This window comes from Marinobacter sp. (assembly GCF_033722195.1).
Lineage (GTDB): Bacteria > Pseudomonadota > Gammaproteobacteria > Pseudomonadales > Oleiphilaceae > Marinobacter.
Window position 1 is genome coordinate 1 of record NZ_JAWVZL010000165.1, and the last position, 3,710, is coordinate 3,710.

5 protein-coding genes are annotated in these 3,710 nt (G+C 64.7%); all 5 read left to right on the top strand.

Going from position 1 to position 3,710, the window contains the following annotated elements; genetic code table 11:
- On the top strand, positions 1-255 hold a 255-nt coding region (locus R3280_RS16250), incomplete at its 5' end, for a type II secretion system F family protein (protein ID WP_413468798.1).
- Complete coding sequence (locus R3280_RS16255) at positions 248-1,120, top strand: type II secretion system F family protein (RefSeq protein WP_318999654.1); 873 nt, start codon at positions 248-250, stop codon at positions 1,118-1,120. The genes R3280_RS16250 and R3280_RS16255, both read left to right, overlap by 8 nt.
- A gap of 26 nt (positions 1,121-1,146) precedes the next feature.
- Positions 1,147-1,857, top strand: coding sequence for a tetratricopeptide repeat protein (locus R3280_RS16260; protein ID WP_318999655.1), 711 nt, complete (start codon positions 1,147-1,149; stop codon positions 1,855-1,857).
- A complete protein-coding gene (locus tag R3280_RS16265; protein ID WP_318999656.1) occupies positions 1,854-2,123 on the top strand; it encodes a hypothetical protein in 270 nt (89 codons plus the stop codon). The genes R3280_RS16260 and R3280_RS16265 overlap by 4 nt, the downstream gene beginning before the upstream one ends.
- Positions 2,110-3,710 (top strand): hypothetical protein (locus tag R3280_RS16270; RefSeq protein WP_318999657.1); only part of this gene is annotated, 1,601 nt, incomplete at its 3' end. The genes R3280_RS16265 and R3280_RS16270, both read left to right, overlap by 14 nt.

A 3,710-nucleotide genomic window follows, 5' to 3' on the forward strand; every position in this document is an offset into this window, starting at 1 on the left:
GCCAGCTCCCTGCGCTCGCAGCAGGAACTGCGCCAGGAGTTTCTTGCCGCCACCGCCGAGACCCGCTTCACCGCGGCCACCTTTGCGTTGCTGCCGCCCGGGCTTGCCGCCTACATGGTGCTGATGAACGATGACTACGCCGACCTGCTGCTGAATACCAGCACCGGCCACAACCTGCTGATTGCGGCCGGCGTTCTTCAGGTGCTCGGTATGGTGGTGATCTGGCGGATGATCCAGGGGGTGGGCCGTGGTTAACACTCTGCTTCTACTCGCCACTATCACCGCAATGGCCTCACTCTGGATGGCCATTTACCTGGCGCCAAGGTGGGCGCTGAAAGCCCGCATCCACAGCCGGCTGCGAAACCGCGACGGCATCGACAAAGATGAGGGCATTGATTCCTGGCTGGCGAATCTGGCCGAGTGGTTTGTCAGTCTCTCGGCGGTGCGGAGCGACTACGAGGACATGGAGGCGGCCCTGGAGACCACGGGCCGAAACCGCCAGCAGAGCCAGTTCACCTACATCCTGATGTGCTGGTTGATTCCCGCCGTGGTCATCCTCGGAGGATATGCCCTGTTCGGCGTCATGGGCGGTTCCGTCATTGCCGCCGCCGGCTTCCTGCTGCCCCGCCGGATCATCCGTACCATGGGCGAGAACGCGGAAAAGCAGCAGAACCTGGAGGCCATCGAGCTATGTCATATGACCCGGATGCTGATGGAAGCGGGCCTGTCCATCGAGCGCGCCCTGCGCTTGGTGGCAGCCCAGGCGCGACCGGTCATGCCAAGACTGATCAGCCGCCTGGACCGCTTCAACCGGGTGATGGAAAGCGGCGCCGATCGCTCCGTGGCCCTGGATGAGCTGGGGCGCAACCGGCGCATCAAGGTGCTGCGCAACTACGTCAGTCTGATGAAGCAAAGCGGCACCCTCGGGGCCGGGGTTTCCACCAGCCTGGATCAGATCATCAAGGAAGCCCAGCAGACCGAGCGTAGCCGGCTGAAAGAGGACACCAACCGCATCGGCGCCAAAATGACCATCGTCATGATGGTTTTCATGCTTCCCGGCCTGTTCATGCTGATCGGCGGGCCGGCGGTCATGTCGATTGCAGAGAGCGTAAGCCGGTAGACACGGCGTCAACGAGGAACACCTGAATGCAAGCAGTGGCAACAACGAAAAACAACAAAGCGGCGGGCTTTTCCCTGCGCGGGCTTCTGCTCCCGCCGCTGGTGCTGGCGATCAGCGGCTGTGCCGTGCTGCAGCAGGCCCAGGGTCCGGACCAGGCCCTGCAGGTAAGCTGCACCCAGACCATCCAGCCCGAACATCAGCTCCAGCTGGACGCGGTGGATTCGCTGATGGCACGCTCACAGCCCTACGCCGGCCTGGCGCGACTGGAAAGCGAGGGTCTTGAAACCCGCCACCATTGGCTGCGCAAGGGGCAGTTACTGGCGGCCACCGGTCAGCTTGGCGAAGCCCGGGAGGTTTTCCAGGCCCTCGCGGAGCGGTGCCAGGCTGCGGGCGGCTATCACGGCCTTGGCCTGGTCTACCTCAAGCTGGGCCAGCTTGACCAGGGCCTGGCGCAACTGGAAAAGGCCAGGCAGCTCGAGCCCTCGTCGGCGGATATCCGCAATGATTACGGCTATGGCCTGCTGCTCAGTGGCCGGGATGATAAAGCCGTCTTCGAGCTGCGCACCGCTTTCGAGCTGGCGGATGGCCAGGGTGGGGTGCGGCAGAATCTCGCCGCGGCCTACCTGATCACCGGCGATCGGTCGGGCCTGAAACTTATGCGGGATCAGTATGACTTCGCCACCAGCGAATACGCCCACGCCAAGAAACTAGCCGACGAAATACGGAGTCAACGATGAAACGCCTCCTGATGGGATGTCTGCTCCTGCTGCCGGTGACGGCAATGGCCCAGGATCGGCCGCCACAGGGTCTGTCCGACTCGGTGGTGACACAGCCCTCGGAACCGCAGGCCCGGCGGCTGCTGGAGCGACAGGCCAGCGCCGGCGGCCCGGCGGAAAGTGAGCTGTCGGTCCAGATGCACGTGGACAGCCAGCAGCGAATCGCGGAAACCTTCCGCCGGCCCATTCCAGACCGGATATCCGAGGACAGTCGTGGCAACCGCTAAACCGCTCTGCTGGCAACGGGGTGCCCTGATCGCCATCACCCCCCTGGTCATCACCGCCATCGTGCTGATGTCGGTGCTGGCCCTTGATGGCGCCCGGCTCTTTACCGTGCAAGCCCAGATGCAGAGCCAGGTCAACGCCGCCGCCGCGGCCGCCGCCGATACATCCCAGGCCTGCGGTGGCCAAGGCATCTCCCACGACGCCATGGCCCAGCGGGCGCTATTGGCCGCCCAGTTGCAAGGCTACGGCGGCACGGCCGAGGCGCTGTCGATCTCCGCCGGCATGCTGGCCGAGTCGCCGGGCAATGCCGGAGAGCTGGCATTCCATCACACCTCGGATCTGGCCCGGACCAATGCCGCCCTGGTGAGCTACAGCCGCAATGAGCCCATCTCCCGACTGCTGCCCGAGACCATGCTGGGCAGTCTCACTCTCGAGGCTCGCGCGGCCGCCCGCAAGGAAGTCATCGCCACCGTTAGCGCGGCCGGCTCCACCACGGTCATCGGTGGCGGCCTGGTGGGGGAAATCCTCGCGGAGCTGACCAACCAGCCTGGCTACAGTCTGGATCCGACTGACCTGGAGAGCCTGGAAAACACTCTGTTCCAGATCGGTGAGCTGATGGATACGCTGGCCGTGGACTCGGTGGAACAGCTGCTGGCGGTCAATGGCGACCAGTTGGCCCAGGCCCTGGTCACCGTCGGCGGTGCGCTGTCGCCGGTAGGCCGCCTGGCCGGCGACCTGGCCGGTGCGGCCGGTATTGACGACGTTGTCGTCGGTGACTTGATCGCCGCGGCGGAGGGCACAAGCATTCCCCGCGGCACCCGCGTCCGTGCCTACGACCTGGTGATGGGCCTGATGCTGCATACCGCCCGTCAGCAGCAGTTGCTGAATGGCTCTCCCCTGGTGATCGGTGATCTCACCGGCCTGGGCCTGCCGCTCGGTTCCGACCTTGATCCGACCAGTCTGCGTCTGGAACTTTTCGTCAACCGTGCCCCCACCAAGGCGATCGGCCCTGCTCGCAAGGATGCCTCCGGTCACTGGCTGACACGCTTCTACGCACCGGACATCAGCCTTATCATCACCGCCCGGGCGCGACTGCAGCCGGCGATCGATGTTCTGGGTCTGGCTGAGTTCAGCATTGCTGAGCTCAGCATTCCCCTGGCGATGGATCTGGGTGGGGGCCAAGGCGCGCTGGTGTCCGCCCGCTGTGCCCGTGGCAGTGGCAACGACGCCGAATTCGGTATTCAGGTCGAGCGCCAGGCCGTGGCCGTCTCAACGGGGAGTGTCGATCCTGCAACCGGAGACCTGGTGCCGGCCGACCTGGAAGCGGATATCGGCCGCCTCCGGCTGCTGGCCGGACTGATCACTATCGACCCGGCCCTGGCGCTGGACGCCACCATTGAAGGCAGCATCGGCGCCTTGAGTGAGAGTGCGATCATGGAGCCGTCCTACCCGCTGTTCTGTGACCCGGTCACCGGCTGTGCCCGCATCGTCCATAATGATACCGAGGCGGGCGCAGAAGACATGGCTCTGAATGTCTTCGTCAATGACCTGCAGGCTTTGAGCGGCAGTATCGACCCTGACATCGTGAA